This window comes from Roseateles violae (genome assembly GCF_030410485.1).
In the GTDB taxonomy this organism is placed as follows: domain Bacteria; phylum Pseudomonadota; class Gammaproteobacteria; order Burkholderiales; family Burkholderiaceae_C; genus Roseateles_D; species Roseateles_D violae.
This window is the reverse complement of sequence record NZ_JAUHHC010000002.1, coordinates 245,310-271,884: the sequence shown is the minus strand read 5'-3', so window position 1 is coordinate 271,884 and position 26,575 is coordinate 245,310. Positions and strand designations below refer to the sequence as shown.

24 protein-coding genes are annotated in these 26,575 nt (G+C 70.7%); 14 read left to right on the top strand and 10 right to left on the bottom strand.

What is annotated here, in order from left to right:
- Positions 1-322 precede the first annotated feature (322 nt).
- Positions 323-2,497, top strand: coding sequence for a putative bifunctional diguanylate cyclase/phosphodiesterase (locus QWJ38_RS06790; RefSeq protein WP_290358302.1), 2,175 nt, complete (start codon positions 323-325; stop codon positions 2,495-2,497).
- On the opposite strand, the gene QWJ38_RS06785 is transcribed toward QWJ38_RS06790, so the two are convergent.
- Both QWJ38_RS06785 and QWJ38_RS06780 read right to left on the bottom strand, forming a co-directional pair.
- Positions 2,494-2,715, bottom strand: a complete 222-nt coding sequence (locus QWJ38_RS06785; protein ID WP_290358301.1) for an RNA-binding S4 domain-containing protein — start codon at positions 2,713-2,715, stop codon at positions 2,494-2,496. The two genes, QWJ38_RS06790 and QWJ38_RS06785, sit on opposite strands and share 4 nt — an antisense overlap.
- A gap of 4 nt (positions 2,716-2,719) precedes the next feature.
- Complete coding sequence (locus QWJ38_RS06780; protein ID WP_290358300.1) at positions 2,720-4,447, bottom strand: thiamine pyrophosphate-binding protein; 1,728 nt, start codon at positions 4,445-4,447, stop codon at positions 2,720-2,722.
- 163 nt (positions 4,448-4,610) lie between these two features.
- On the opposite strand from QWJ38_RS06780, the gene QWJ38_RS06775 reads away from it, so the two are divergent.
- The 5 genes from QWJ38_RS06775 (at position 4,611) to QWJ38_RS06755 (ending at position 12,696) form a co-directional block, all read left to right on the top strand.
- Positions 4,611-5,957 (top strand): DUF3300 domain-containing protein, encoded by a 1,347-nt coding sequence (locus QWJ38_RS06775; protein WP_290358299.1) that lies wholly within the window; start codon positions 4,611-4,613, stop codon positions 5,955-5,957.
- Positions 5,958-5,977: 20 nt separating this feature from the next.
- On the top strand, positions 5,978-6,877 hold the full coding sequence (locus QWJ38_RS06770) for a DUF2950 domain-containing protein (RefSeq protein WP_290358298.1): 900 nt from the start codon (positions 5,978-5,980) through the stop codon (positions 6,875-6,877).
- 50 nt (positions 6,878-6,927) lie between these two features.
- Entirely contained in the window at positions 6,928-7,758 is an 831-nt protein-coding gene (locus QWJ38_RS06765) for a hypothetical protein (RefSeq protein WP_290358297.1), read from the top strand.
- A 45-nt stretch (positions 7,759-7,803) separates the two neighbouring features.
- Positions 7,804-8,841, top strand: coding sequence for an SEL1-like repeat protein (locus QWJ38_RS06760; RefSeq protein WP_290358296.1), 1,038 nt, complete (start codon positions 7,804-7,806; stop codon positions 8,839-8,841).
- Between the two features lie 144 nt (positions 8,842-8,985).
- Positions 8,986-12,696: an ATP-binding protein gene (locus QWJ38_RS06755; RefSeq protein WP_290358295.1), complete on the top strand. Its 3,711-nt coding sequence runs from the start codon at positions 8,986-8,988 to the stop codon at positions 12,694-12,696.
- Positions 12,697-12,706: 10 nt separating this feature from the next.
- Here the strand turns inward: QWJ38_RS06755 and QWJ38_RS06750 are convergent, their stop codons facing one another.
- Both QWJ38_RS06750 and QWJ38_RS06745 read right to left on the bottom strand, forming a co-directional pair.
- Complete coding sequence (locus QWJ38_RS06750; protein WP_290358294.1) at positions 12,707-14,029, bottom strand: NRAMP family divalent metal transporter; 1,323 nt, start codon at positions 14,027-14,029, stop codon at positions 12,707-12,709.
- Positions 14,030-14,041: 12 nt separating this feature from the next.
- Complete coding sequence (locus tag QWJ38_RS06745; RefSeq protein WP_290358293.1) at positions 14,042-14,548, bottom strand: hemerythrin domain-containing protein; 507 nt, start codon at positions 14,546-14,548, stop codon at positions 14,042-14,044.
- A gap of 185 nt (positions 14,549-14,733) precedes the next feature.
- Here QWJ38_RS06745 and QWJ38_RS06740 point away from each other — a divergent pair, with 185 nt between their 5' ends.
- On the top strand, positions 14,734-15,603 hold the full coding sequence (locus QWJ38_RS06740; protein WP_290358292.1) for an NAD(P)/FAD-dependent oxidoreductase: 870 nt from the start codon (positions 14,734-14,736) through the stop codon (positions 15,601-15,603).
- An 8-nt stretch (positions 15,604-15,611) separates the two neighbouring features.
- Here QWJ38_RS06740 and QWJ38_RS06735 read toward each other — a convergent pair whose 3' ends face one another.
- The gene (locus QWJ38_RS06735; RefSeq protein WP_290358291.1) at positions 15,612-15,950 is read right to left on the bottom strand and encodes a thioredoxin family protein; all 339 of its coding nucleotides are present in this window, start codon (positions 15,948-15,950) and stop codon (positions 15,612-15,614) included.
- 241 nt (positions 15,951-16,191) lie between these two features.
- On the opposite strand from QWJ38_RS06735, the gene QWJ38_RS06730 reads away from it, so the two are divergent.
- On the top strand, positions 16,192-16,695 hold the full coding sequence (locus QWJ38_RS06730) for a hypothetical protein (RefSeq protein WP_290358290.1): 504 nt from the start codon (positions 16,192-16,194) through the stop codon (positions 16,693-16,695).
- On the opposite strand, the gene QWJ38_RS06725 is transcribed toward QWJ38_RS06730, so the two are convergent.
- The gene (locus QWJ38_RS06725; protein WP_290358289.1) at positions 16,692-17,945 is read right to left on the bottom strand and encodes an MFS transporter; all 1,254 of its coding nucleotides are present in this window, start codon (positions 17,943-17,945) and stop codon (positions 16,692-16,694) included. The two genes, QWJ38_RS06730 and QWJ38_RS06725, sit on opposite strands and share 4 nt — an antisense overlap.
- Positions 17,946-18,030: 85 nt before the next feature.
- Between QWJ38_RS06725 and QWJ38_RS06720 the strand changes: the two genes are divergently transcribed.
- The gene (locus QWJ38_RS06720; RefSeq protein ID WP_290358288.1) at positions 18,031-18,828 is read left to right on the top strand and encodes an AraC family transcriptional regulator; all 798 of its coding nucleotides are present in this window, start codon (positions 18,031-18,033) and stop codon (positions 18,826-18,828) included.
- A gap of 141 nt (positions 18,829-18,969) precedes the next feature.
- On the opposite strand, the gene QWJ38_RS06715 is transcribed toward QWJ38_RS06720, so the two are convergent.
- The gene (locus QWJ38_RS06715) at positions 18,970-19,563 is read right to left on the bottom strand and encodes a GNAT family N-acetyltransferase (RefSeq protein WP_290358287.1); all 594 of its coding nucleotides are present in this window, start codon (positions 19,561-19,563) and stop codon (positions 18,970-18,972) included.
- Positions 19,564-19,565: 2 nt separating this feature from the next.
- Complete coding sequence (locus tag QWJ38_RS06710) at positions 19,566-19,823, bottom strand: DUF2917 domain-containing protein (protein ID WP_290358286.1); 258 nt, start codon at positions 19,821-19,823, stop codon at positions 19,566-19,568.
- 160 nt (positions 19,824-19,983) lie between these two features.
- On the opposite strand from QWJ38_RS06710, the gene gcvA reads away from it, so the two are divergent.
- Complete coding sequence (gene gcvA, locus QWJ38_RS06705) at positions 19,984-20,934, top strand: transcriptional regulator GcvA (RefSeq protein WP_290358285.1); 951 nt, start codon at positions 19,984-19,986, stop codon at positions 20,932-20,934.
- Here gcvA and QWJ38_RS06700 read toward each other — a convergent pair.
- Positions 20,931-21,335 carry a DUF1761 domain-containing protein gene (locus QWJ38_RS06700; RefSeq protein ID WP_290358284.1) on the bottom strand — a complete coding sequence of 135 codons (405 nt, stop codon included), beginning with the start codon at positions 21,333-21,335 and terminating at the stop codon, positions 20,931-20,933. The two genes, gcvA and QWJ38_RS06700, sit on opposite strands and share 4 nt — an antisense overlap.
- Positions 21,336-21,418: 83 nt before the next feature.
- Between QWJ38_RS06700 and QWJ38_RS06695 the strand changes: the two genes are divergently transcribed.
- From QWJ38_RS06695 to QWJ38_RS06680, 4 genes are read left to right on the top strand one after another with little or no spacing between them, the layout of a single operon-like run.
- Positions 21,419-22,498, top strand: a complete 1,080-nt coding sequence (locus QWJ38_RS06695) for a sensor histidine kinase (RefSeq protein ID WP_290358283.1) — start codon at positions 21,419-21,421, stop codon at positions 22,496-22,498.
- Positions 22,495-23,277, top strand: coding sequence for a LytR/AlgR family response regulator transcription factor (locus tag QWJ38_RS06690; protein ID WP_290358282.1), 783 nt, complete (start codon positions 22,495-22,497; stop codon positions 23,275-23,277). Before QWJ38_RS06695 ends, QWJ38_RS06690 begins: the two co-directional genes overlap by 4 nt.
- 25 nt (positions 23,278-23,302) lie before the next feature.
- A complete protein-coding gene (nadA, locus tag QWJ38_RS06685; protein ID WP_290358281.1) occupies positions 23,303-24,418 on the top strand; it encodes a quinolinate synthase NadA in 1,116 nt (371 codons plus the stop codon).
- A gap of 46 nt (positions 24,419-24,464) precedes the next feature.
- Complete coding sequence (locus QWJ38_RS06680; protein ID WP_290358280.1) at positions 24,465-24,758, top strand: late competence development ComFB family protein; 294 nt, start codon at positions 24,465-24,467, stop codon at positions 24,756-24,758.
- Between the two features lie 127 nt (positions 24,759-24,885).
- On the opposite strand, the gene nadB is transcribed toward QWJ38_RS06680, so the two are convergent.
- The gene (nadB, locus tag QWJ38_RS06675) at positions 24,886-26,487 is read right to left on the bottom strand and encodes an L-aspartate oxidase (protein ID WP_290358279.1); all 1,602 of its coding nucleotides are present in this window, start codon (positions 26,485-26,487) and stop codon (positions 24,886-24,888) included.
- Positions 26,488-26,575: the final 88 nt, after the last annotated feature.

Genomic DNA, 26,575 nt, shown 5'->3' with positions numbered 1-26,575 from the left:
ACGAAGCGGCAGGCGTCGACGGCGCGTGCGGCCGCGGGAGACTGCGGGCGGCCGCTTCGGCTCAAGAAGCGGGCGCCGGCGCTGCAGCGCGACGGCACCTCTGTCGACCGGTCGGCCGGCCGACGCGGAGGTTCGGGGCGGGCCGACGGTCTGGCCGGGCCCGCACAGGCGGGCCGACCGGACAGCTCTTGAATTGGAACAGTGTTTTATTTTTCAGCGATGGCGTCCATGCAGGCAATCCCTGAATCATTCGCCGACACCCCCTCGCCTCGGGGGGATGGCGCGCGCAGAATGCAGACCTCGTCACCGCGCCCCGCCCGCCATGCCCGCCACGCCCGATGCACAGCTTCTCTGCGATGCGCTGGACAGCGCCGATCTCGGCCTGATCTGGGTCGACGAGGCCGGCCATGTCCGCCATGCCAGCCGCAACTTCATGCGCTGGGCCGGCGCCGCCGCCGACGGCGTCGCCACTCCCGATCTGCAGCATTTCTTCGAAGGCCTGAGCCCCTTGCTGTGGCGCGAGCAGCTGCAGGCCGAGCAGGAAGCCGGCCGCAGCGTGCGGCTGGCGCTGCGCCAGCCCTACAGCCAACCGCCGATGCCGCTGCTGGCGCGGCCGCTGCGGCCGCTGCTGGCGCCGCCGGCCGGCGCGATCACGGCCCTGCTGCTGGCGCCGCTGGACGAGCGCAGCGAGCAGGACGCGGTGGCCGGCCTGCAGCGCGAGGTGCTGGAGGCGGTCGCGCTGGGCCGGCCGCTGCAGGTGGTGATGGACCTGCTGTGCCGGCGCGTCGAGGCGCTGGCGCCGGACGTGATCTGCACGGTGCTGGCCGTCGACGAGAGCGGCCAGGTGCAGCCGCTGGCCGCGCCCAGCCTGCCGGCCAGCTTCAGCGCCGCGATCAAGGGCGCGCCGATCGGCCCGAGGGCGGGCTCCTGCGGCACCGCCGCCTGGCGGCGCGCGCCGGTCGAGGTCAGCGATATCGGCCGCGACCCGCTGTGGGACGACTACCGCGAGCTGGCCCAGAGCTATGAGCTGGCGGCCTGCTGGTCGAACCCGATCTTCACCGCGGCCGATCAGGTCGGCGCGACCTTCGCGCTCTACTACCGCGAGCCGCGGCCGGTGGCGCCCTTCCACCGCCGCATGGTCGAGGCCTGCGTGCAGCTGTGCCAGGTGGCGCTGCGCCACGAGGAGCACCAGCGCCAGATCGAGCGCCTGGCCTATTACGACGGCATCACCGGCCTGCCCAACCGCAGCCTGTTCGCCGACCGCGCCCAGCAGGCGCTGCAGCTGGCGCTGCGCAAGGACACGCCGGGCGCCCTGCTGCTGCTGGACTTCGACCGCTTCAAGACCATCAACGACTCGCTGGGCCATGCCAGCGGCGACCAGGTGCTGAAGGAGCTGTCGCAGCGCCTGCTGGCCCAGGTGCGCGACACCGACACCCTGGCCCGCGTCGGCGGCGACGAGTTCGCCGCCGTGCTGCCGGGCTGCAGCGCGGTCGACGCGATGCATGTGGCCGACAAGCTGCATGCGGCCCTGCATGAGCCGCTGCGCGTGCAGGGGGTCGAGCTGAAGCTGTCGGCCAGCATCGGCATCGCCACCTTCCCGGCCGACGGCCAGGAGCTCGAGTCGCTGCTGAAGAACGCCGACATCGCGATGTACGAGGCCAAGCGCTCGGGCCGCAACTGCAGCCGCTACTTCCTGCAGGCGATGAACCGCGCGCTCGATGAGCGCCTGCGCATCGAGAGCGCGCTGCGCCGCGCGCTCTCGGCCGGCGAGCTCAGCCTGCACTTCCAGCCCAAGCTGAGCCTGGCCGACGGCGCGCTGGTCGGCGTGGAGGCGCTGCTGCGCTGGACCGATGCCGAGCTCGGCGCGCTGAGCCCCGACACCTTCATCCCGGTGGCCGAGGAATGCGGCCTGGTCAATGCGCTGGACGCCTGGGTGCTCGAGGCCGCCTGCGCCCAGCTGAGCAACTGGCTGGCGCGCGCGCTGCCGGTGCCCAATATCGCCGTCAATGTCTCGGCGCTGCGTTTCTACCAGGACGATGTGGCCGCCCATGTCGGCCAGCTGCTGGTGCGGCACCGGCTGGAGCCGCGCCACCTGACCCTGGAGGTCACCGAGCGGCTGATGCTGGACGACAACGAGCAGGCGCGCCAGCAGCTGCGCGCGCTCGACGCGATGGGCGTGCGCCTGTCGGTCGACGACTTCGGTACCGGCTATTCGAGCCTGTCCTATCTGAAGCGCCTGCCGGTGCGCGAGCTGAAGCTGGACAAGAGCTTTGTGCGCGATCTGGAGCGCGACGCCGACGACCGCGCGCTGGCCAGCGCCGTCATCGGCATCGGTCGCGCGCTGGGCCTGTCGGTCGTCGCCGAGGGCGTCGAGGCCGAGGGCCAGCAGCAGGCGCTGCGCGCGGCCGGCTGCGAGACCGCCCAGGGCTATCTGTATGCGCGGCCGCAGACGGCGGCCGAGTTCGAGGGCTGGCTGCGCCAGCGCTCGCGAGCCTAGGCGCCCGCCCGCACGGCGATCCGCACGCCGTCCAGGCCGACCTGCTGGCCGGCGCGGATCTTGGCCGTCTTGCGCGACTCCGGCTGACCGTCGACCCGGACCAGACCCTCGCTGATCATCACGCGCGCGCGGCCGCCGCTCTCGGCCAGGCCGGTGGCCTTCAGCAGCTTGTCCAGCTCGATGTACTCGCCGCGCAGTTCGAAGTCGATGGTTTGCATGGGCCTATTGTCCCAGACGCTGGCGCGCGGCCGCGCGGATCTGCGTCAGCGTCGCGCGGCTGGTCGAGACATCGGCCGACAGGCGCAGATGCAGCAGGCTGGGTCCCTCGGCCGCCAGCGCGCGCCGCAGCGCCGGCTCGAAGTCCTCGCTGCGCTCGACCCGCTCGGCGGCCCAGCGATGCGCCTGGGCCAGCAAGACGAAGTCCGGATTGAACAGATCGCTGCCCGAGACGCGGCCCGGGTATTCGCGCTCCTGGTGCATGCGTATGGTGCCGTAGGTCCCGTTGTCGACGACGATGGCGATCAGCTTCTTCGCGCCATAGCCGGTGGCGGTGGCCAGCTCCTGGCCGCTCATCAGGAAATCGCCGTCGCCGGCGATGTTGACAACCCAGCGCTCCTTCTGAAGAAGGGCCGCCGCCACGGCCGCCGGCACGCCATAGCCCATCGCGCCCGAGGTCGGCGCCAGCTGCGTGCGGCCATGCTGGTGCAGCGCCGTGTAGCGGTGGAAGCGGTGCAGCCAGCCGCTGTAGTTGCCGGCGCCGTTGGTGTAGATCGTGCCCTCCGGCAGCAGCCGGCCCAGGGTCTGGACGACCTCGGCCATGTCCAGCGGCGCGACCGGCTGGGGCAGCAGATTGGCCTGGTAGTCGGCCTGGGCCTGCGCGCTCCAGTCGGCCCAGGCGCAGGCGGCCGGCGGCGCCAGCGTCGCCAGCGCCGGCGCGGCGCAGCCCATGCTGGCGTTGATCAGCAGATCGGCCGCATAGACGCGGCCCAGCTCCTCGGCCCCGGCATGGATGTGCACCAGCTGCTGCGCCGGCCGCGGTGCCTGCAGCAAGGTATAGCCGCCGGTCGTCATCTCGCCCAGGCGCGCGCCGAGCGCGACGATCAGGTCGGCGTCCTTGACCCGCTGCGCCAGCTTCGGATTGATGCCGATGCCGACATCGCCGGCATAGAGCGGATGGCGGTTGTCGAACAGGTCCTGGAAGCGGAAGGCGCAGCCGACCGGCAGGCTCCAGGCCTCGGCGAAGCGCTGCAGCGCCGCGCAGGCATCGGCGCTCCAGCCGCCGCCGCCGGCAATCAGCAGCGGCCGCCGGGCCGCCAGCAGGCGCTCGCGCAGCTCCGCCAGCGCCTGCGGCGTCGGCCAGGCCTCGGCGGCCACCACGCGCGGCAGCACCGGCGCGGCGCTTTGCCGCGTCAGCATGTCCTCGGGCAGCACCAGCACCACCGGGCCGGGCCGGCCCTGCAGCGCGGTATGGAAGGCGCGCGCGATGTACTCGGGCAGGCGATCGGCGTCCTGCACCTCGCCGACCCATTTGGCAAAACCCAGCGTGCCGGGGCCGAACATCTGCCGGTAGTCGAGTTCCTGGAAGGCCTCGCGGTCGCGCTGCCCGCTGGCGACCTGACCGATGAACAGAACCATCGGCGTCGAATCCTGGAAGGCCGTGTGCAGGCCGATGGACGCATTGGTCGCGCCGGGCCCGCGGGTGACGAAGCAGATGCCGGGGCGCCCCGTCAGCTTGCCTTGCGCCTCGGCCATGAAGGCCGCCCCGCCCTCCTGCCGGCAGGCGATGAAGCGGATGCGGTCGCGGTGCTCGTGGAAGCCGTCCAGCACGGCCAGATAGCTTTCGCCGGGCACGCCGAAGACGGTGTCGATGCCCTGCGCGATCAGCGCCTCGACGAGTGCATGGCCGGCGAGACGCGCGCCGGCTTCGGGGGGGGGCTTGCCGCTGTTCATGCCTGCCGACTGTAGCGCGGCCGCCGCGCGCCGGCGGCAGGGTCAGGTCATGCGCCGCCCCGCCGGCCGAAACGTAAAGGCAACACCGGACCCTTGCCCGACCGGTCGCCTCCGTAGTAAGGTCCGCAGCATGAAAGCCCTCGCATCGCAACGGCTGCTTCGCATGTGTACGCTGGCCCTGCTGCCGGCCGTGGTCATCGCGCAGAGCCGGCCGGCGATGGCGCAGAGCGCGGCCCCGTCGCCGGCCCCGGCCTCCAGCACCGCCTCGACCGCCAGCTTCAGCGCCGAGCAGTACGAACAGCTGGTCGCGCCGATCGCCCTCTATCCCGATTCGCTGCTGTCGCAGGTGCTGATGGCGGCCACCTACCCGGCCGACGTCGCCGAGGCGGCCAAGTGGTCGAAGGCGAACAAGGACGAAAAGGGCAACGCCGCGGTGCAGAAGGTGCAGGACCAGGCCTGGGATCCGGCGGTGAAGGCGCTGGCCGCCTTTCCGCAGGTGCTGCAGGCGATGGGCGACAAGCCGGACTGGGTGCAGAACCTCGGCGACGCCTTCCTCGCCTCCTCCAAGGAAATGCTGGACGCCGTGCAGCGGCTGCGCGCGAAGGCGCAGGCGCAGGGCAACCTGAAGTCCAACGAGCAGCAGCTCGTGTCGACCAAGACCGAGGCCAACAACCAGCAGGTCATCATCATCGAGCCGGCCAAGACCGATGTCGTCTATGTGCCGGCCTATGACCCCAATGTGGTCTACGGGCCCTGGCCCTATCCCTACTACCCGCCCTACTACTGGCCGCCCTATTCCTACTACTATCCCGGCTACTACCCCGGCGCCTTTGCGGCCGGCGTGTTCTGGGGCGTGGCGATCGGCTCCATCCTCTGGGGCAATTGCAACTGGGGCGGCGGCGACATCAATATCGACGTCGATCGCTTCAACAACATCAACCGCGTCGAGCCGCGCGACCGCGGCAACAACAAGTTCCAGCACAACGCGGCCAACCGCAAGGGCGTGCCCTACCGCGACCAGGCCAGCCGCGACAAGTACGGTCAGGGCCGCGGCAATGCCGAGGCGCGCAACAACTTCCGCGGCCGCGATCCGGTGACCGAATCGCGCCGCCAGCAGGCGCAGTCGGTGCTGCAAAGCCGCGGCATCGATCCGGCGCAGGCGCGCGAGCAACTGCGCAATGACCCGGCCGCGCGGCAGCGCGCGCAGCAGGCGGTCGATCGCTCCGGCCGCGATTTCGGCGGTGGTGCCGGCGGCCGCGACTTCGGCGGTGGCGGTGCTCGCGATCTGGGCGGCGCCGGCGGCCGTGACTTCGGAGCCGGCGGCGGCAGCAGCAATATCGCCGCCTCGCGCGAGCGCGCGCAGGCGCTGGGCGGCAATGATCACGCGCTGCGCGGCGCCAGCAATCCGGGCCAGTCGCGCCAGCAGTTCGACCGCGGCAACAGCAGCCGGCAATCGATGGGTTCGCGCGGCGCCGGCGGCGGCGCCCGGGCCGGCGGTCGGCGCCGTTGACGATGGCTATGGAGAACATGATGCAAGCCCCCCGGATCGCCGGACTCGCCGCCCGATTGCTGCTGTCGGCCACATTGATCGCCGCGCCGCTGGCCGCGCTGGCGCAGAAGAGCTATGCGACGCCCGAAGCGGCGTCCGAGGCCCTGGTCAAGGCGATCCGCGACAAGGACGCCAAGAGCCTGGAGACGGTGCTGGGCAAGGACTGGAAGCGCTTCATCCCGACCGACGATCTGAGCCATGAGGACGTCCAGGCCTTTCTGGCCGCCTGGGACAAGCAGCATGGCATCCAGCAGGAGAGCGAGGGCACGGCCCTGCTGACCGTCGGCGAGCAGCCGGGCTTCACCCTGCCCATTCCCATCGTCAAGAACAAGTCCGCGCAATGGCGCTTCGACCCGGTCGCCGGCAAGGACCGGCTGCGCACTGCCCGCATCGGCCGCAACGAGCTGGCGGCGATCCAGGCGGTGCAGGCCTACTACGACGCGCAGCTCGAGTATGCAAGCCAGGACCGCAGCGGCGAGGGCGTGCGCGAGTACGCGCGCAAGCTGGTCAGCTCGGACGGCGCACGCGACGGCCTTTACTGGCCGAGCCCGCTGGACATCGACCGCAGCCCGCTGGGACCGCTGCTGGCCCAGCAACCGCCCAAGGGTCCGGGCTACTGGGGCTATCAGTACAAGATCCTCACCGCCCAGGGTAAGAACGCGCGCGGCGGCGCCTATGACTACATCATCGGCGGGCGCATGCGTGCCGGCTTCGCCCTGGTCGCCTGGCCGGTGCGCTACGGTGACACCGGCGTGATGAGCTTCATGATCAATCACGAGGGCGTCGTCTACGAGAAGGACCTCGGCCCCGACACCGATGCGCTCGCGCGCGCGATGACGCGCTTCGATCCCGATCCGAGCTGGCGCAAGACGGCGCCTTGAGCGCCGCCGCATCGGCCGCGCGCTGGACGCACGGCCCCGAGGAGGAGCCCATGAAACTATCCCTGCCCACCGCCGTATTGGCGCCCCTGTTGCTTGCCGCGACGCTGGCCGCCGGCCCCGCCCGGGCGGAGGAGGACTGGCGCTACTCGCTGGGACTGCACGATTTCGCCGTCCGCGACGTCGACTCGCATACCCATGGGCTCAACGGCAGCGTCTCGGTCGACCAGCGCAGCGCGAGCGGCCGCCATCTGTACGGCTCCTTCGAGCTCTTCCTCGACCGCGACAAAGACCATCTGGACAGCGACCACATCCCGCTCTGGTGGCAGCTGCACCTGGGCAGCGACGGCGAGCTGTGGCGCTCGCAGCAGCTGCGGCTGGGCTGGACGGCCGATCTGCAGACGCGGATGAACACGGTCAGCGGCATCGAGCGGCAGATCACCGCGCTGCCGGCCCTGGTCTTCGGCTATCAGGGCCAGGTCTTGCAGGCCTCGGTGGAGACCGGTGCCGGCTGGTTCTTCATGGAGCTCGACGACGATGCGCCCAAGGAGGTCGGTTACGACCGCAGCACCCTGCGCAACAGCGTCTTCGCCTATGCCGTCACCGGCCGGCTCGGGCTGAAGCTCGGCGAATCGGTCTCGCTGAGCGGCATGGCGCGCGGCTGGCAAGACGGCAGCCAGTCGCTGCTGAGCCAGTACCAGGCGGCGATGCGCATCGACGCCAGCGCGCTGATGGGCGGCGGCACGCTCAAGCAGCCGGCCATCGTCCTCAGTGCCGACTACCACCGGTACAACCTGGATCCCTACAACCGCCCCGGCCTGCCGCCGGCGCTGCGCTGGAACGACGACCTGCTGATCCGCCTGGCGTTCGAGACGAGGTGGTGATCGGCCGGCAGAGCCGAGCGAAGGTGCGGCGACGATAATCGCCCGGTGATCCTCCCTTCTTCGCCGGCCCGGCCGCCAGGCCGGCTTCTTCGCCCCCACCTCCTCGCGCTGCTACTGGCCTGCAGCGCCTGGCTGCCGGCTCAGGCGCAAGCGCGCGACCGATGGGGCTTCGAGCCCGCCGACTGGACCCAGTTGCGGATCACCGACTTCCTGCAGAAGCAGTTCGACTACCGGGCACGCAGCAAGGAACTGGTCGATGCGGCCCGCGCCGACGATGCAAAGGCCATGCTGCTGGTCGTCGTCGGCGTCATGCACGGCAAGATGGCAGCGGTGCCGGGTCTGGACATGTCCAAGTTCCTGTCGCGCGCCTCGGCCCAGGGCCTGGCTTTTGCCGACTATGTGTCCGCCTTCTATGCGCTGCACCCGGAGGGCAGACGGCCAAGCCTTTATATGCGCCATCTGCGCAAGGCGGCCGATGCCGGCCATCTTGCCGCCAAACAAAGGCTGGCCACCGAATACCTGAGCGGCGACTACGTCCCCAAGGACATCGCGATGGCGCGCTCGCTGCTTCAACCGCAGGTGCCCGCGCTGCGGCAGGCGGCCAAGTACTACGAGGCGATGATCCTGCTGGTCCACGAGCGCCCCGAGAACCGCAATCGCCTGAAGGCTTCGGACATGCTGTTCGAGCTGATCAACGACGAAGAGCACCAGGCTTCCAAACTCACCTGGCAGATCGTGCTCGACTCGTACGCGGCGACGGCGCCGCTGAAAAATTACGAGATCGTCCAGTACAACCTGCAGGACACCCAGGTCCGGATCGTCAAGGACGACACCAATGTCTGCGATCCGCTGATCGTCGACGCCAAGGGCAGGCAGTATTCCTGGGACTGGGCCGAGATGAGTTACGAGACGCTGCCCAATGGCGGGCTGAGGCTGGGCGACGCCTCGCAGATCTTCGTGCTGCGCCCGGTCGCCGCGGTGGACCCGGCGCAGCTGAAGGAGGCTTTGGACAAGGCGCGCAAGCTGAAGGAGGTCTGCAGCAAGTTCACGCTCTTCATGGACGAGGACCGCTTCGCGCCCTGATCGCCGCTGCGCCTGCCGCGTGCAGGAAGCGTCCGACAACGCGATGCGCCCGGCGCCGCTGCCGGCGCCGCCCGAGCCGGGTTAGCGTCCATCGCCAGACGCGATCGCGCATTAGGATCCCGGCAAAAACGCGACGGAGGGCAGATGAGCAGCGCAGCAGCAGCGAGCGGGGACGGCCCGTTCGACTTCATCGATGGGGATAGCCAGTTGGCCACCGCCATCCGGCAGGTGGACTGGCCTGGCACCGCCGTCGGCCCGGTGCAGGACTGGCCCCAAAGCCTGCGCTCGGCGCTGAGCATCTGCCTGGGCAGCAGCTTCCCGATTGCGATCTACTGGGGGCCGCAGCTGGCCCTGCTCTACAACGACGACTGGAGCCCCATCCTCGGCTCCAAGCATCCCTGGGCGCTGGGGCGCGCCGCCGCCGAGGTCTGGCCCGAGATCTGGGACACCATCGGCCCGCTGTTCGACAGCGTCGTGCGGACCGGCCGCGCCACCCGCTCCACCGACCAGCTGCTGGCGATGCGCCGCCACGGCTTTGTCGAGGAATGCTATTTCGACTACACCTTCAGCCCGATACGCGGGGAGAACGGCCGGGTCGAGGGCATCTTCAACGCGGTGCTCGAAACCACCTACCGGGTGATCGGCGAGCGCCGCACCCGGCTGCTGCGCGATTTCAACGAGAGCCTGGCGCTGGCGGGCTCGCTGGACGAGATCTGGACGCGCGCAGCCGAGCTGCTGGCCAGCGATCCGCACGACATTCCGTTCGCGACGCTGTACCGGCTCGACCCGGCCACGCAGACGCTGAGCGCCGCGCTGCGGCTGCCGGCCGCGGCCCCCGAGCTGGACGAGCGACTGCCGCTCGCGCAGGTGCTGGCGGACGGTGCGCCGCTGCTGGTCGAGGACCTGTCGGCGCGGTTGGCTCATGCGCTGACCGTCGCGCCCTGGCCCGAGGCCTGCGAGCAGGCGCTGCTGCTGCCGCTCGCTGGCCTAGCGCCGGAGCGGCCCGAGGGCGTGCTGCTGATCGGCATCAGCCCGCGGCTGCGGCTGGACCCGGAGTACCAGGCCTTTCTGGAGCGCGTCGCCCTGGCCCTGTCCGGCGCGGCGATCCGGGTCGAAACGGTCGAGCGCGAGCGCCGGCGCGCCGAGCAGCTGGCCGAACTCGATCGCGCCAAGACGGTGTTCTTCTCCAATATCAGCCATGAGCTGCGCACGCCGCTGACCCTGATGATGGGCCCGCTGGCCGACAGCCTGCACGACGAACGCCTGCCGCCGCCGCTGCAGCCGCCCTTGCGCATGGCCGAGCGCAATGCGCAGCGCCTGGCCAAGCTGGTCAACGCGCTGCTGGAGTTCTCGCGCATCGAGGCCGGCCGCCACAAGGCCAGCTACCGCCTGGTCGATCTGTGCCGGCTCAGCGAGGAGATCGCCAGCAGCTTCCGCTCGGCGATGGAGCGGGCCGGCCTGCGCTACACGGTGCGCTGCCATGCGACGCCGATACCGGCCTATGTGGACCGCGATATGTGGGAGCGCGTGCTGCTGAACCTGCTGTCCAACGCGCTGAAGTACACCTTGCAGGGCAGCGTCGAGGTGCGCATCGGCGCCGAGGAGCGGCACGCCATCCTGGAGGTCGCCGACAGCGGCGTGGGCATCGCGCAGGAGCAGCTGCCGCGCCTGTTCGAGCGCTTCCACCGCATCGAGGGCGCGATCGGGCGCACCCAGGAGGGCAGCGGCATCGGCCTGGCCCTGGTCTCCGAGCTGGTCAAGCTGCATGGCGGCGAAGTCGGCGTCGAGAGCCGTCCGGGCGCGGGCAGCACCTTCCGGGTGCGCCTGCCGCTCGGCAAGAGCCATCTGCCACCGGAACAGCTGCTGCCGGCCCAGGACGAGCCGGCCTCCACCCAGCACATCGCCTATGTGCAGGAAGCGCTGCGCTGGGTCGAGCCGGACGATGACGCGCCGGCCGACGGCGCCGCCGCGCCGGCCGCGCCGCTGGGCGAGCGCTACAAGGGCATCCAGGGCGCCCGCGTGATCATCGCGGACGACAACGCCGATATGCGGCAGTACATCCGCCGCCTGCTCGAGCCGCTGTACGAGGTGGAGACGGTCGGCGACGGCATCGAGGCGCTGGCCGCGATCCGGCGCCAGCGGCCGGCCCTGGTGGTGTCCGACGTGATGATGCCCCGCCTGGACGGATTCGGCCTGCTGAAGCGGCTGCGCGAGGACGAGCAGCTGCGCACGATCCCGCTGGTGCTGGTGTCGGCGCGCGCCGGCGAGGAGGCGCGCATCGAGGGGCTGGACGCCGGCGCCGACGACTATCTGGTCAAGCCCTTCAGCGCGCGCGAGCTGCTGGCGCGGGTCGGCGCGATGCTGGCGCTGGACCGGATGCGGCGCGTCGCCGAGGAGCAGCTGCGCCTGGGCCTGGCCCAGGCCCGGCTCTTCACCTGGGCGGTCGACCTGGCCAGCCGCCGCGTTAGCCTGTCCGAGAACGCGCGCCAGCTGCTCGACGCGCTGCCGCTGACCGTCGACGAGGCCGATGCGCTGATCCATCCGGACGATGCCGGCCGCCACCGGGCGCTGCTCGAGCGTGCGATCGCCGAGGGCGGACCCTTGCAGGACGAGCTGCGCGTGCTGCGCCGCGACGGTTCGCTGCGCTGGCTGGAACTGCGCGGCACGGTGCTCAGCGACGAGCGCGGTGAGGCGGTCGCGCTGTCGGGCGTCTCCTTCGACATCACGGCGCGCAAGCAGATGGAGGAATCGCTGCGCCTGGCCGATCGGCGCAAGGACGAGTTCCTGGCCATGCTGGCGCATGAGCTGCGCAATCCGCTGGCGCCGATCCGCAGCGCCAGCGAGCTGCTGCGCCGCTTCGGCCATCCGGACGCCAGCGCGGCGCGCGTGATCGAGATCATCAACCGGCAGGCGCTGCAGCTCTCGCGCCTGGTCGACGACCTGCTCGACGTCTCCCGCATCAACCGCGGCCGGGTCGAGCTGCAGCGCGAAGCGCTGGACCTCTCCTCGATCGTCGCGCCGACGCTGGAGGCGACCGAGTCGCTGCTGAAGGCGCGCCAGCACCGCGTGACCGTCCTGCCCAGCCTCGACCCGCTGCCGGTCAGCGCGGACCCGATCCGGCTGCAGCAGAGCGTGGTGAACCTGCTGAGCAATGCGGCCAAGTACACCGAGCCGGGCGGGCAGATCGAGATCGCGGTGCGGCGCGAGGGCGCGGAAGGCGTGCTGTCGGTGACCGACAACGGGCCCGGCATCGCGCCCGAGCTGCTGCCGGACATCTTCGATCTGTTCGTGCAGAGCGACCGCACGCTGGACCGTTCCCAGGGCGGCCTGGGCATCGGCCTGTCGGTGGTCAAGGGCCTGGTCGAACTGCACGGCGGCCGCGTCAGCGCCAGCAGCCCGGGCCTGGGCCAGGGGGCGCGCTTCGAGATCCGCCTGCCGCTGGTGCAGGCCGCCGCGGCGCAGGTGGCGGCGCCGGAGCGGCCGCCGCAGCGGCCGTTCAGGATCCTGGTGGTCGACGACAACCAGGACGCGGCCGAATCGCTGGAGCTGCTGCTGCAGGCCGATCAGCATGAGCTGCGCACCGCCTTCAGCGCCGACGACGCGCTGCGCGTCGCGGCCGACTGGCGCCCCGAGGTGATCTTCCTGGACATCGGCCTGCCGCAGATGGACGGCTACGAGGTCGCGCGCCGGCTGCGCGCCGCGGCCGAGACCGCCGAGGTCCGGCTGGTGGCGCTGACCGGCTACGGCCAGCCGGAGGACCGGCGCAGCGCGCTGAACGCCGGCTTCGACGAGCACCTGGTCAAGCCGGCCACGCTGGAGAACCTGCGCGGCGCGCTGGCCGCCTTCGACAAATAGCCGGGCCGCGTCAGGCCATGGTGACGAACATCAGCACCGCCGCCAGGCCCATCACGCCGGTGGCGACCCAGCCTGCCCATTCGGTCGCGCGCGGCACCGTGTAGCGGCCCATCAGCGACTTCGAGCGGCCGATCAGCAGCAGGATGGCCATCACCGGCACCGCAATGACGCCGTTGATGACCGCGCTCCAGACCAGGGCCGCGATCGCATCGACCTGGAACAGGCTCAGGCCGGTGCCGAACAGGGTCGCGGTCAGGATGATGGAATAGAAGCCGCGCGCGTCCTGGAAGCGCCTGGACAGCCCGGCGCGCCAGCCGAAGACCTCGCTGACCGCATAGGCCGCCGAGCCGGCCAGCACCGGGATCGCCAGCAGGCCGGTGCCGATGATGCCCAGGCTGAAGATCGCCAGCGCCATGCGCCCCGCCACCGGCTCCAGCGCCGCGGCGGCGTCGGCCGAGGAGTGGATATTCGTATGTCCGTTCAGGTTCAGCGCCACCGCCGCCGACAAGACGATGCAGAAGGCGATGCCGTTGGACAAGAGCATGCCGATCAAGGTGTCCTGCCGCATGGAGCGCAGATGCGCCTTCATCCGTTGCGGCTGATGGCGCTGCGCCTCGGACAGCGGGCGGCACTTCTGGTCCTCGACCTCCTGCGTCGCCTGCCAGAAGAACAGATAGGGCGAGATCGTCGTGCCCAGCATCGCCACCACCATGGCCGCATAGTCCTTCAGCGAGCCCTGCTGCAGATGCGCCCAGGGGCGGATCGATTCCGACCAGGCCTGCGCCCAGGGCACCCTGAGCACCAGCACCAGGGCGACGTAGGCGAACAGCACCAGGGTCAGGTACTTGAGCACGCGCACGGTCCGCTCGTAGCTGATATAGACCTGGGCCAGCGCCGACAGCACGCCATAGGCGAGCACATAAAGCCATTGCGGGCCCTGCAGCAGCAGCCGCGTGGCCTCGGCCATCGCCGACACGTCGGCGGCGATATTGATGGTGTTCGCGACCACCAGCGCCGCCACCACGGCCACCGTCACCCAGCGCGGGCAGAGCCGGTTCATATTGGCCGCCAGGCCGCGGCTGGTGACGTAGCCGATGCGGGCCGAGACCAGTTGCACCGCGATCATCAACGGCGTGGTCAGCAGCAGGGTCCAGACCAGGCCGAAGCGGAACTGCGCGCCGGCCTGGCTGTAGGTGGCGATGCCGCTGGGGTCGTCGTCGGCCGCACCGGTGATCAGGCCCGGGCCCAGCCGCTGCAGCACATTGCCCTCGTCCTCGGCGAGCGCCTTGGCCGCCGCCGCGGAGCCGGCCTTGCGCGCATTGGCGGCGGCCATGACTTCCGGCGCTCAGTGCGCCATCAGCTGCTGCTTGCGCTCGGCCATCAGCCGGCCCAGCTCGACCAGGTCCAGCCGGGACTTGCGCGCCTTGGGAAACATCTCGTTCTGCTCCTCCTTCACATGGTGCTTGACGAACTCGCCCATCACCTTGAGCTTGGCGTCGAAGTCCTCGCCATCGGGCTCCCGGCCCTCGACCTGCTCGATCAGGCTCTTCACCGAGGCATGTTCGACGCGTGCCTCGGGCACCAGTTCCTTGTCCTTCAGGGCGGCCTTGAAGGCCGGATAGAAGACCTCCTCCTCGATCGCGGTGTGGACCTTCAGCTCGTGGCAGATCGTCTCGACCAGCCGCCGCTTGACGCTGGCGGACCGTGCATGTTCGTACTGCTCGAACAGCGCGGCGACCTTTTTGTGATCCTCGCGCAGTATCGCGATCGCATCCGGCTGGCGCGCGGGGCGGGCGGCGCTCCTGGCAGCGGGACGGGCTGGGGACGGGCTGGCTTTGGCGGGTGTCGGCATGATGGACCTCCGAATGGAAAGCTGGGTGCCCGCATCGTGAGACTTCCCCCTCCTCGCCGCGGTAGGCCCGCGCTTGCTTTCGCTGTAGGTTGGCGCCGACAGTCGCCCGCCCGGCGCGGCGGGCATGGCCATTGCCGAGGCCGGCAAGCGTCCCCCACCCCGCTTTTTCTCATCACTCATCCATCTTGCCGAACACCGCCTCTTTCGACTGCCTGATCGTCGGCGCCGGGCCGGCCGGCCTCACCGCGGCGATCTATCTGCGGCGCTTCCATCGCCGAGTGTTGCTGGTCGATGCCGGCGGCAGCCGCCTGCTCAAGGTCAGTCGCTCGCACAACTGCCCCGGCTACCCGGACGGCATTGCCGGCGCGGAGTTGATACGCCGCCTGCAGCGGCAGCTGGGCCGCTTCGGCGGCGCGGTGATCCACGGCGAGATCGGCAGCGCGCAGCGTCGCGAGGACGGGCTGTTCGAGCTGCGTTTCGCCGCCGAGACGCTGCCGCTGCGGACGCGAACCCTGCTGCTGTGCACCGGCGTCGAGGACCGGCTGCCGGCGCTGCCCGGCACCGCGCAGCTCTGCGAGGCCGACCTGCTGCGCCAATGCCCGATCTGCGATGGCCACGAGCACAGCGGCCGGCATATCGGCGTGCTTGGCGACACCGCGCATGCCGAGCACGAGGCCGACTTCCTGCGCGACTATGCGGCCAGCGTGCGCGTGATCGCGCTGAGCGGCCCGCCCGACACGCCGGTGGCCGAAGCGCTCGAACTCGACGCGGGCGGGGCGCGGGTGCGGATGAGCGACGCGACGCAGCCGCGCTTCGACGTGCTCTACGCGGCGCTGGGCGTGCGCCCGCGCAACTCGCTGGCGGCGCAGCTGGGCGCGCGGCTGGACGAGCGCGGGGCGGTCGTCGTCGATGCCCATTGCCGCAGCAGCGTCGACGGTCTCTATGCGGCCGGTGATCTGGTCAGCGCGCTGGACCAGATCGCGGTCGCCTTCGGCCATGGCGCCATCGCCGCGACCGCGCTGCACAACGCGCTGCGGGAGCGCGACGCGCAGTAGACCCCAGCTCAGGCAGCCGGCGGGTCGGCGAGCCGCGCCAGCGCAGCGGCGATCTCGCGCACACCGGCGGGCCGCACGACGCGCGCGACCTCGCGCCCGTCGCGCAGCATCACCAGCGTCGGCCACAGCTTGATGCCGAAGGAGCGCCCGAGCGGCCGCCCGCGGCCGTCCTCGATCTTCAGATGGCGCAGCGGTCCCTGCGCCGCCAGCGCCTCGCCGATCTGCCGCTGCGCGGCCTGGCAGATGCCGCACCAGTTGGCGCCGAACTCGAGCACGGTGCAGCCCGCCATCGCCTCGACCTCGGCGCGGCTCGGCTCCTGGCTGGAATAAGGCGGGGCGGGATTCATCGTCAGCTCCTGGCAGGCATCCTGTGCAGCGGCGCGGCAATCGTGGTGCCCGGGGCAATCGCGCGTCCCCGCACCACGATCAGCGCTCCTTGTCGCGCCCGCGGATTGGCAATCTTATTTGCCGCGAGCCGGCTACCTGCCGAGGCCTTTTATGATCCGGCCGAGTTCAAGCCGAGGGGATGAGGCCTTGCGATCGCGAAAACCTTGCTGGCTGCTGGCGGGCACTGCCGCGCTCCTGTGCATGAGCGCACAGGCGCAGCAGCACCCTGCCCAGGAGGCCGTCCGGCCCGAGGCGCAGCAACGCTGGCGCCTGCGCCTGTTCCAGCCCTCACGGCCCGGCGAGCTTTCGCTGTGCGAGCATGCGCATCGAAGACAGGACTTCCAGCGCCTGGCCTTCCCCGAAACCGCCGAGCCGCTGCAGGCGCGCTGGCTGGACGAGGCGGCCAGCCTCCGGTGGCAGGGAGGCCGCGTCTCGCAGCCGGGCGCCGGCGCCGAGCCGGCCGGCGGCCGACGGCTGCGCGATGGCTGCTTCACCCTGTTCGTCGACGGCGCCGCCCTGGTCTCGGGCGCCGTCGTGCAGAGCTATTCGGCACGGCGCTTCGACCATCCCGCCCTGGTCGTCGAGCACAAGGCGGCCGAGACGCCGCTCGAGCTGACCCTGGCGCCCAGCTTCCCGGTCCAGCCCCATCCGCCGCCGCCCATCTCCTGGGGCGCGCCGCTGACGGCCCTGGTAGACGGCCCTTAGGCCACCGCGCTCTTCAAGCGGCCCGCCGCGACCCGCAGGCCGACCAGGCCGGCCGAACCGATGCCCAGCAGCAGCGCCAGTGCCGCGCCGACGAAGACGCTGGACGGCTGGTCATGGTCCAGCAGCGCGCCGAAGACGGGCGCGGCCAGCGCGAAGCCGACATCCAGGCCCGAGTAGACGGTGCCGTAGACGCGGCCCGTGGCGCCCGGCGGGGCGGCGCGCTTGATCAGCATGTCGCGCGAGGGCCCGGCCAGGCCGGTGCCGAAGCCGGCCAAGGCGGCGACGGCCGCGGCCGCATAGGGCGGCAGCCAGCCGCTGGCGGTCAGCAGCAGCAACGCGGCGGCCAGCAGCATGGCCAGCGCGATCGTGCGCTCCAGCCGCTCGACCTTGGCGACCAGAAAGCCGCCGATCACCATGCCCACCGCGCCGCACAGCATGTAGCCGGTGACCACATAGGCGGTCACCGACAGTGGCAGGCCGTACATCTTGCCCAGGGCCGGGCTGGCGAAGCTCTGTACGGCCGACAGCGCCGCCGTGGTCCAGAAGAAGAAGGAGAAGCACAGCCAGACCGAGGGCAGCTTGAGGAAGGCCATCGGATGTTCTTCCTTGGCGCCGGCGGCTGGCTTGGCATGGCCCCAGCTGCCCTGGCGGTCGTCGACCAGATCGCGCCGCCACAGCAGCACGGCGATCACCGCCAGCGCGACCAGGGCCGTGCCCAGATAGGCCCAGCGCCAGTTGCCGGTGGCGGTGGCGATGCCGATCGAGAACACCGGCGCCAGCGCCCAGCCCAGATTGCCGGTGATGCCGTGCACCGAGAAGGCATGACCCAGCCGCGCCTGCGAGACGCGCTTGTTCAGGATGGTGAAGTCGACCGGGTGGAAGGGCGAGTTGCCCAGGCCCGCCAGCGCCGCCGCCAGCATCAGGCCGCCGAAGCCATTCGCCAGGCCGGCGGCGATGGAGGCCAGCACGAAGCAGCTCAGCGCCGCGAACAGCACCGGCCGCGCGCCGCGGCGGTCGACCAGGAAGCCGGCCATCGCCTGCCCAATGCCGGAGATGACGAAGAAGGTCGTCACCAGCAGGCCCAGCTCCGAATAGCTGAGGCCGAAGTCGCGGATGAAGGCCGGGAACAGCGGCGGCAGCAGCATGTGGAAGAAATGCGAGCTGCCATGGGCAAGGCCGATCAGGCTGATCGTGCCGTAGTCGCGACGGGCCTGGTCGCGCGGATCCAGAGCGAGGGTGGCGGTATTCATGCCCGCACTGTAGGCGGGGCCGCGCCGTCCGGGTTACGATAGTTCGACAAGCTTCATCGAATTTGAGTCACAACCTGCTCCCCCAATGAGCACCGCCCGCAAGCTGCTGCCGCCGCTGGACCCGAACGCCTATGCGCCGAGCCCCGAGCGACCGCTGCGCGGCAAGGCGCGGCTGATGGAACACCAAATGGACATCCAGCCGCATCTGCACGACTGGGGCCAGCTGGTGTTCTCGGTCACCGGCGCGGTGCGGGTCAGCGCACAACAGAGTACCTATATCGTCCCGCCCTCGCGGGCGGTCTGGATCCCACCGGGCGTGGTCCACGCGGTCAGCGCGATCGAGCAGGCCGATCTGCGCACGCTCTACCTGCTGCCGGGGCTGCTGGACGGCCCCGCCTGGCAGGCCTGCCGGGTGCTGGAGGTCTCGCCGCTGCTGCGCGAGCTGGTGCTGGCGCTGCCGACCGATCCCAAGGCGGCGCCCGACCCGGCACGCGAGCCGCTGATGAATGCGCTGATCGTCGACGAACTTGGCCGCGCCCGCACGCTGCGCCTGGGCGTCGAGCTGCCGCAGGACAAGCGCCTGCGGCGGCTGTGCGAGGCGATGCTGAACGCGCCGGGGCGCCACGCCAGCCTGGACGACTGGGCGGCCGAGGTCGGCGCCAGTCCACGCACCGTCTCCCGCCTGTTCCGCAACGAGCTGGGCACCAGCTATGCGCAATGGCGCTCGCAGGTGCTCTTGGCCCATGCGCTGTCGATGGCGGCGCGGCGCCGGCCGATGAGCCATATCGCCGCCGAGCTGGGCTATGCCAGCGCCAGCGCCTTCACCGCGATGGTGACGCGCACGGTGGGCATGCCGCCGAGCCGCTTCTTCGCCAAGGCCTAGCAGGCTGTTGAAAAACGTCGCGAGGACGGCCCGCGGCTAGGCGCCCGGAGCGCAGGAACCGCAACGTACTGGAGGTACGTGAGGATTCCGAGCACCGCGCAACGACGCAGCGGGTCGCCGCAGCAGTTTTTCAACAGCCTGCTAGAGGCTGTTCTCCAGCTCGAAGACCAGCCGCATCAGTTGCGGCCCGTCGGGATGGGCATGGGCCGTGGCGCCCAGGCCCTGCATCAGCACCTGCATGCGCCGGTTACCGTGCAGCACATCGCCGAACAGCCGGCGCAGGCCATCGCGCCGCGCGCGCGCCGCCAGCCGCGCCATCAGCGCCCGGCCCAGGCCCAGGCTCTGCCAGTCGTCGGCGACGGCGATCGCGAACTCGGCCGCGTCCGGCTGGGCCGGATCGCGCACATAGCGGGCGTCGGCGACCAGTACCCCACTGCCGTCGAGCACCTCGGCGACCAGGGCCACATGGTCGCGCTGGTCGACCTCGATCATCTGGCGCAGCAGTCCCGGGCTCAGCCGCTGCAGCCCGATATGGAAGCGCTTGTGCCGCGAATCAAGCGACAGATGGGCGACGAAATCTTGCTCGGCCTCGGCATCGGCCGCCGTGATAGTGCGCAGCAACACCGCGCGACCGCCCGGCAGGGCCAGGCGTTCGGGCGCGGTGAGCGCGGGGGCCGGCTCGGCCGGCGGCAGCGGCCGGCGCAGCGCGGCCAGCAGGGTGGCGACGGCGTCCATGCTCAGGCCGCCGCCAGCGCCGCCATCCGCGGCTGCAGATCGAGCACGGCCGGCCCGCCGAGCGCGCAGACCAGCACATCCTCGGCGCTGTCGACATCGAAGCCCTGGCCGGGCTCCAGCACGATGTCGCGCCGGTCATGGTCGATCGTGATCCAGAGCGTGCCCGCGGCGCTCGCCAGATGGGCATGGGCGGCGCCGCTGAGGCGCGAGGTCTGGCCGCGTTGCAGCAGCAGGCGGGCGCTGGGGGTGTCGATCAGCATGGCGGACTCCTGGTGAGGAAGGTCTTTTCTCGCATGCGCCGTACGCATGCCCGACGAGCATCGGCGGGGGCTTGCACAAAAGCCGGGCTCGGACGAATATTCGTCGAGCGCGCGATCGTTCACAAACGATCAATCGGAACTCTTCGCATTCCTTGGACGCATGCAACCAAGAGCCAATAACAACAGGCCGCTGGACCGCCTCCCGCCGCTGGACCTGCTCGCCTCCTTCGAGGCGGCGGCGCGGCATCTGAGCTTCACCAAGGCGGCCGCCGAGCGTTTCGTCACCCAGTCGGCGATGAGCCGGCAGATGCGCGCGCTGGAGGACGAGATCGGCGCAGCGCTGTTCACCCGCCGGCACCGCGCGCTGGCGCTGACCGGCGAGGGCCAGCGCCTGCTGGCTGCCTGCACGGTGGCCCTGGCGACCCTGCGCGGCGCCATGCGCGAGATCCGCGCGCCGCAGCAGCGCGAGGTGCTGGCGCTGACGACAACGCCGGGCTTTGCCGCGCTGTGGCTGATCCCGCGCCTGCCCGGCTTCACCCGCGCCCATCCGGGCATCGACGTGCGGCTGGACGCGACCCTGGACAATCGCAATCTGGCCGCCGAGGGCTTCGACCTGGCGGTGCGATACGGCAAAGTCGGCGCCGTGCCCGGCGGCCTGCAGCTGTTCGAGGAGGAGATGCAGCCGGTCTGCAGCCCGGGCCTGGTCGGCGAGCTGGCGCTGCCGCTGCGCGAGCCGGCCGATCTGGTCCACCACACCCTGCTGCACCTGGCGATGGACAGCGACGCCGGCAGCGGCATGCCGGCCGAATGGGAGCCCTGGTTGCGCGCCTGGGGCCTGGCCGATCTGCGCCCGGCCTCGCGCCTGAGCTTCACCAGCTATGCCGAGGCGATCGCCGCCGCGGTGGCCGGCCAGGGCGTCGCCCTGGGCCGCCGGCCCCTGGTCGACGCGCTGCTGGCGAGCGGCCAGCTGGTGACCCCCTTCGAGGCGCATATCGCCTCGGCACGCGCCTACCAGCTGATCGTCGACCCGGCCGCCCGCACCCGGCCGGCGGTGCGCGCCTTCGAGCAGTGGCTGCTGGCCGAGGCGGCGGCGTCTTCGACGACGGTCTAGCGCCAGGCGCCGATGACCGCACCCATCACCGTGTACGCGACGACCTGGTAACCGGCATTGATCAGCCAGAGCTTCAGCGAGCGCTGCTCGAACAGGTAGATGACGGCCAGGCTCATCGCCACCCAGCCCAGGCCGGTGGCGAAGCCGGCGAAGAGGCCAAAGCCCAGGCTGGCCTTGGCGCCGATGAAGGCGGCCAGATTGAAGGCCATCACCAGCGAGGCCAGGGCCGAGAGGCCGAACACCAGGCCCAGCCGCGCCTGGCGGGCGCGCTGCTCGTCGATGCCGGCCTCGGCCATCCAGGCTCGCGCAAACAGGATCGGCGAATACCAGGCGCCGCCGATCACGAAGCTCAAAAGCGCCGCCACAATGACGGCCGGGTAGTTGAATTGCACGCTGTCCATCGGGGTCTCCCTGGTGGTCGTCGAGGCGGCCATGCTGGACCCGCCGCCGCCAGAACCCTAGCCGCCGGAAACCGAAACCGCAGATGAGCGTTCCGAAAGCCGAGACCGTTCAACCGAAGCCGCCGCCGGTCAGTTTCGACGACCGGCCACTGATGGCCTGCGGCTCGCTGGCCTTCGGCCTGACGATTCCGTGGATCAGCAATCTCTATGGCCCGCTGACGGCGCGGGAGCCGGTGTTCTGGCTGGGCCTCATCGGCTTCGTCGCGCTGGCCGGCGCGATCTGGTGGGGCAATCGCTGGCTGCTGTTCAAGCAGCGCGAACACCTGAACTGGTTCGCGCATCCGCTGCGCAAGCTGATGATGCTGGTCAGCGCCAATGTGCTGTACACGGCGCCGCTGACGGTGGCGGCCCTGCTGGCCTGGTTCTGGATCGCCGGCCTGGCCGTCGACGTCGAGGCGCTGAAGCTGGTCGTCGCGACCAATGTGATCTGCGTGCTCTTCGTCACCCATGCCTACGAGACCATGTTCCTGATCCGCGAGCGCGAGTCGGACATGCTGCGCGTCGAGCGCCTCGAGCGCGCCCGCGCGCAGGCGGAGCTGGCCGCGCTGAAGGCCCAGCTCGATCCGCATTTCCTCTTCAACAGCCTGAACACCCTGGGCCATCTGATCGCCAGCAAGCCGGCGCTGGCGCGCGAGTTCAGCGACACCCTGGCGGAGATCTACCGCTATGTGCTGGACAGCCGCCAGCGCGATCTGGTGCCGCTGGACGAGGAGCTCGCCTTTCTGCGCCACTACCACCGGCTGCTGGCGCTGCGCTTCGGCGCGGCCGTGCCGCTGCAGCTGGACCCGGCCCTGCAGACCGCGCGCTGGCAATTGCCGCCGCTGGCGCTGCAGACCCTGATGGAGAACGCGATCAAGCACAACGAGGCCAGCCTGGCGCAGCCGCTGCGGCTGGACTTCAGCCTTGCCGGCGACGCGGTGCAGGTGCGCAATGCCTTGCGCCCGCGCCGCAGCGCCCTGCCCTCGCCGGGCCTGGGCCTGGCCAATCTGGACGAGCGCTGCCGCCTGCTCAGCGGCCGCGCGCTGGAGCGGCGGCGCGAGGACGGCGTCTTCGAGGTCCGCATCCCCCTGGTGCCGCTGCGGCCGCTGGAGTCCGCCGCATGAAGACCGTCTTCATCGCCGAGGACGAGGCGCCGGCGCGCGAGCGCCTGATCGCGACCCTGGCCCGCGTGGCGCCCGAGGTCCAGCTGCTCGGCCACAGCGACACGGTGCGGGGCACGCTGGACTGGCTGACCGCCCACGCGGGCGCGGCCGCGCCGGAGCTGCTGCTGCTCGACATCCAGCTCGCCGACGGCCTGTCGCTGGAGCTGTTCCGCGAGCGGCAGCTGGCGATTCCGGTGATCTTCACCACCGCCTACGATCGCTTCGCCTTGCAGGCCTTCCAGGCGCTGGCGGTCGACTACCTGCTGAAGCCGGTCTCCGATGCCGCCCTGGCCCAGGCACTGTCCAAGGCGCGGCTGTTCCGCGCCGAGCCGCGCGATGCGCGCCTGGATAGGCTGGAGCAGTTGCTGCAGGCGCTCGGCGGCGGCCCGGCAGCGCAGGAGCAGCAGCAACGCATCGTCGGCCGCAAGGGCGGCCAGTTCCATGCACTGGAGATCGCGTCCATCGCCTGCTTCGTCTCGCTGGACAAGCTCAGCTTCGCGGTCGACCGCGCCGGCCAGCGCTTTCTGGTCGAGCCGACCCTGGGCGAGCTGGAGCAGCGGCTCGATCCGCGCCGCTTCTTCCGCGCCAACCGGCAGCTGCTGGTCGCCGCCGACGCGGTGCGCCGCTTCGCCGCGGCCGGCAAGGGGCGCCTGCGGCTGGAGCTGACGCCGGCCCTGGACGGCGAGCTGCTGATCAGCCAGGAGCGGGCCGGGGCCTTCCGGGCCTGGCTCGAGCGCTGAATCCGGGCTCGGCGACAATCGCTGCATGAGCGAGCAAGTTCTTTTCGATTACACCCGCCAGGACGCCGAAGGTGCCAGCTGCACCGCCCATGCCTGGGCCAAGGTGCCAGCGCCGTTGAACCCGGCCCAGCGCCGGGATCTGAAGGCCAGGGCCGCGGCGCTGCTAAAGGCGCGCAATGCGGTACTGGTCGCGCATTACTACGTGGACGGCGATCTGCAAGACCTGGCGCTGGAGACCGGCGGCATCGTGTCCGATTCGCTGGAGATGGCCCGCTTCGGCCGCGACCATGCGGCCCAGACCCTGGTCGTGGCCGGCGTGCGCTTCATGGGCGAGAGCGCCAAGATCCTCTCGCCCGAGAAGCGCGTACTGATGCCGGATCTGGACGCAACCTGCTCGCTGGATCTGGGCTGTCCGGCCGACGAGTTCGCGCGCTTCTGCGACGCCCATCCGGACCGCCAGGTCGTCGTCTACGCCAACACCAGCGCGGCGGTGAAGGCGCGCGCCGACTGGATGGTGACCAGCTCCTGCGCGCTGGAGATCGTCGCGCACCTGAAGGCGCAGGGCCAGAAGATCCTCTGGGCGCCGGACCGGCACCTGGGCCGCTACATCCAGGAGCAGACCGGCGCCGACATGCTGATGTGGAACGGCGCCTGCATCGTGCACGACGAATTCAAGGGCCTGGAGCTGGATCTGCTGCGCGAGCAGCATCCGGGCGCGATGGTGCTGGTGCACCCCGAGTCGCCGAAGAGCGTGGTCGACAAGGCCGACGTGGTCGGCTCGACCTCGGCCCTGATCAAGGCCGTCGTCGAGGGAGCGGCGCAGGAGTACATCGTCGCCACCGACAACGGCATCCTGCACCGGATGCGCCAGCTGGCCCCGGGCAAGACCCTGATCGAGGCGCCGACCGCCGGCAACAGCGCCACCTGCAAGAGCTGCGCGCATTGCCCCTGGATGGCGATGAACGGGCTGCAGGGCGTGATCGACTGCCTGGAAAAAGGCAGCGGCGAGATCCGGGTCGAGGAGCCTATCCGCGCGCAGGCGCTGGCCTGCATCGAGAGGATGCTGGACTTCACCGCCGCGCTGAAAGCGGGGAAAAAGCCCGGTCAAGCCGGCTTCGTTCCGGGCATAGGCGCCGCCTGAGGCGCTATAAATTGCCCTTGTCATCTTTCCCAGACAGGCTCGCACCATGGCCCAGGACTTCAGCTCGCTCTACAACCATCACGAACGCGAGGTCTTCGCCAAGGTGATGGAAGTGGCCCCGCAATACGGCCATCTGGAGCTCAGCGGCGACATGCTGTGCGACATCGCCTGCGTGGCGCTGAACCGCCTGCCGCCGCGCTACATCCGCCATGAGGTCGACTTCGCCTTCTACCTGACCGAGCACGAGCGCGCCGAGATCGACAGCGCGATCGCCGAGGCGGTCAGCTATGCCTTCAACTTCGTGGAGGCGCGCACGGCGCTGCGCTCGCGGGCCGGTTGAGCCCCCTCAAATCGTCCGCCGGGCCGCCCCAAGGACGATTTGATCGCTCGCCGGACGGCTCAGGCCGGCCGACAAGGGAGTCCCTCGGGGACCGTCCGCGCACCCGCGGACGAGGGGCTCACGATCTCTAGCGCTGGCCGCGCTCGGTGATCAGCACCGTCGGGAAGCTGACCGGCAAGGTGCGCGGATAGTCGCGGCTGTAGTGCAGGCCGCGGCTCTCGTGCCGCAAGAGCGCCGAGCGCACGATCAGCTCCGCGCATTCGACCAGATTGCGCAGTTCCAGCAGGTCGCGGCTGACGCGGAAGTTGGCGTAGTAGTCGTCGATCTCGCTGCGCAAGAGCGCGATCCGGTGCAGCGCGCGCTCCAGGCGCTTGGTCGTGCGCACGATGCCGACGTAGTTCCACATCAAGAGGCGCAGTTCGTCCCAGTTGTGGGCGATGACGACCTGCTCGTCGGCGTTCTCGACCTGGCTCTCGTCCCAGGCCGGCAGGGCCGGCGGCGAGGCCTGCGGCAGCGCCAGGATGTCGTCGGCGCAGGTCTGGCCCAGCACCACGCATTCCAGCAGCGAGTTGCTGGCCAGGCGGTTCGCGCCATGCAGGCCGGTGTAGGTGGTCTCGCCGACCGCATAAAGCCCCGGCAGATCGCAGCGGCCGTTCAGGTCGGTGACGACGCCGCCGCAGGTGAAGTGCACGGCCGGCACGACCGGAATCGGCTCGCGCGCAATGTCGATGCCCAGGGCCAGGCAGCGCGCGTGGATGGTCGGGAAATGCGACTTCAGGAAGTCTTCGCCCAGATGCGTCGCGTCCAGCCACACATGGTCGACGCCATGCTTCTTCATCTCGAAGTCGATCGCGCGGGCGACGATGTCGCGCGGCGCCAGCTCCATGCGCTCGTCGTGCGCGGCCATGAAGCGCGCGCCGCCCACATGCTCGGGCAGCTTCAGGTGCGCGCCTTCGCCGCGCAAGGCCTCGGTGATCAGGAAGCTGCGCTCCTGCGGGTGGTAGAGGCAGGTCGGGTGGAACTGGATGAATTCCATGTTCGCCACCCGGCAGCCGGCCCGCCAGGCCATCGCGATGCCGTCGCCGGTCGAGGTGTCGGGGTTGGTGGTGTAGCGGTAGACCTTGCCGGCCCCGCCGGTGGCCAGCACCACCGCGCGCGCCGGCAGCGTCTCGACCTTCTGCGTGTCGATGTCCAGCGCGTAGATGCCGTAGCAATGCGGGACTTCGTCGCGGTGCAGATGGCGCGAGGTGATCAGGTCCAGCGCCATCCAGCGCTCGCGCAGCGTGATGTTCGGATGCCGGCGCGCCGCGTCGAGCAGCTGGTCGTGGATGGCCTTGCCGGTCGCGTCGGCCGCATGGGCGATGCGCCGCACCGCATGGCCGCCCTCGCGGGTCAGGTGCAGGCCCAGCGGGCCGTCGTCGTCGGGTGTGAAGGGCACGCCCTGCCCGACCAGCCATTCGACCGCCGCCGCACTGCGCTCGGCGATGAAGCGCGCGGTCGCCTCGTCGACCAGGCCGGCGCCGGCGTCCTGGGTGTCGCGCACATGGCTGTCGATGCTGTCGTCCTCGCCCAGCACCCCGACGATGCCGCCCTGCGCCCAGGCGGTGGCCGCCTCGCTGAGCTCGCGCTTGGCCAGCACGACGACCGGCAGGCGGTCGGCCAGATGCAGGGCCACGGTCAGGCCGGCCAGGCCGGCGCCCACGATCACCACGGGAGATTGAGTCGTCATTGAGGCGGCCGCTGGTGGCGCGGCCTGGTCGATTAGCGGAGGCTCGATTCTAAAGAGCCTCGCCCCCGTATATCGGGGGCCGGGTGAA